At 62.2% G+C, this 1,697-nt stretch carries 3 protein-coding genes and 2 pseudogenes; 4 read left to right on the top strand and 1 reads right to left on the bottom strand.

Annotation, left to right across the window (positions count from 1 at the left end; all coding sequences use genetic code 11):
* The 4 genes and pseudogenes from EOA27_RS35435 to EOA27_RS35425 form a co-directional block, all read left to right on the top strand.
* Positions 1-376, top strand: a pseudogene (locus EOA27_RS35435) (glycosyl hydrolase family 5); the annotation flags it as partial.
* A 50-nt stretch (positions 377-426) separates the two neighbouring features.
* Positions 427-561, top strand: coding sequence for a hypothetical protein (locus tag EOA27_RS43070; protein ID WP_281059005.1), 135 nt, complete (start codon positions 427-429; stop codon positions 559-561).
* A 161-nt stretch (positions 562-722) separates the two neighbouring features.
* Positions 723-857 (top strand): hypothetical protein, encoded by a 135-nt coding sequence (locus tag EOA27_RS43065; RefSeq protein ID WP_281059513.1) that lies wholly within the window; start codon positions 723-725, stop codon positions 855-857.
* A gap of 106 nt (positions 858-963) precedes the next feature.
* Positions 964-1,374 carry a type II toxin-antitoxin system HicB family antitoxin gene (locus tag EOA27_RS35425; protein WP_126083313.1) on the top strand — a complete coding sequence of 137 codons (411 nt, stop codon included), beginning with the start codon at positions 964-966 and terminating at the stop codon, positions 1,372-1,374.
* On the opposite strand, the pseudogene EOA27_RS35420 reads toward EOA27_RS35425, so the two are convergent.
* Positions 1,333-1,697: pseudogene (locus tag EOA27_RS35420) on the bottom strand (hypothetical protein); the annotation flags it as partial. The gene EOA27_RS35425 and the pseudogene EOA27_RS35420 sit on opposite strands and share 42 nt — an antisense overlap.

Raw genomic sequence — 1,697 nt, 5'->3', positions numbered from 1 at the left:
GTCCGACGAAGCCAAGAAGGCCGCCTATGAAGAGACCGAGAAGGTGCTGAAAGTCTATTTCGACGCCCAGCCCGACCGTCGTTTCATCGACGGCTACCTCGCGCAGGTGAGCGGCTGGGCGGACGGCCATGGCATCGCGCCCGGGCGCATCATCATGGGCGAGTTCGGCGCGCTGCGCACCGACGCCCGCTTTACCGCCGCGCCCAATCCCGACCGCGCCCGCTACATCGCCGACGTCCGGCAGAGCGCAGAAGCCGCCGGCTTTCCCTGGGCGTTCTGGGACCTGTTCGACGGCATGGGCATGATGGACGACATAACCCGCGCGCTCGATCCCGCCATGGTCGAGGCGCTGGGCTTGACGATGCCGCCAACTTGATTTTTTGAATCACCAAACCGTTCCAAGCGTTTGGTTTGATGCGGGAGCCGGTGGGTGGGAGACCGGTGCATTCTTGCGAGATCACCATCTGGCTGTCGGTGATAGCGATCAACCTGGTCGCGGTGCCGCTGGTGTTGCTTGGGACGCGGAGGCATGAGGCGAGCGGGGTGGCGGCCAATGCGTAAAGGCTGTGCTCGGTCGCCCTGTTCTGCTCCGGGTGATGAACGGCGCCCGCCGCCAATCGCTCGCCGCCGGGCAGCAAGAATGTACATCTATTTGCGCATTTTCGTTGATAGGTCGTGCAAATTGTGCAAATAATTGCACGTTAGCTTCCCAAGGAATCCTTGTGCCGGAGACCAACACCACCAAGATCAAGGCTCGGCTGGAACGGGAGGGCTGGCAGCTTGTCGGCGGCTCGAAACACGACAAATACAAGAAGGCCGGGATGCCGACGATCATGGTCCCCGGCACAAGGCGGTGACGCCCTTGGTAGCCCGGTCAATCGCAAAAGCGGCGGGCTGGGAATAATACCGACTCCTCACCACGCTCCATCAAGAGCAAGGCAACGAAGAACATAGGACCAGGACATGTCTCGCTATATCGCACTCGTGGATGCCGCGGACGGCATCGTCGGTGTGTCGTTCCCCGATGCACCAGGCTGCGTGGCCCAATCGGAAAACCGGGATGAGGCATTCAAGGACGCAACCGCGGCTCTGGCTGAATGGGTGGCTGAAGAACTGGCGGAGGGTCATGACGCTCCCCGCCCTCGCAGCATGGACGAGCTTATGGCCGATGAGGCGGTACGATCGGCCTTGACCGATGGCGCCGTTTTGATCTCGGTCCCCCTCATACGCGACTATGGCCGGCCGGCCCGGGCCAATATCTCATTGGATGCAGGCCTGCTGGCCGACATCGACGAAGCAGCTCATCGACTGGGTGTCACCAGGTCTGCGTTTCTAGCTGCGGCGGCCAGGGAGAGGCTTAAGGAAACTGTCTGATCGTTCCTTCGCCGGCCTGTACAGCGCCAGCGCGATCACCACGAATTTGGTCATCAGCGTCGTCTTGGAGGCGATGCTTTCGGAGGTGTTGAGCAGGATGAGCCAGCCCAGCATCGGCAGCCAGATGCCCGGGTGGCAACGGCGCGCAACCTCGTGCATGAACAGCGCGAAGCCGAAGAAGATCAGAAGCGTGAAGAAGGCGCCCTGGTAGAGCGTCAGGCGCAGGATCGGGTTCTCGATGCCCTGCTCCAGGCCGCTGATGCGGCGCATGCTGTCGAGCAGGTCGACATCGGGCCCGACGATCAGATCGCGCAGCGCCAGAT

This window comes from Mesorhizobium sp. M2A.F.Ca.ET.037.01.1.1, from assembly GCF_003998075.1.
Lineage (GTDB): Bacteria > Pseudomonadota > Alphaproteobacteria > Rhizobiales > Rhizobiaceae > Mesorhizobium.
This window is presented reverse-complemented; position numbering and strand designations above follow the sequence as displayed.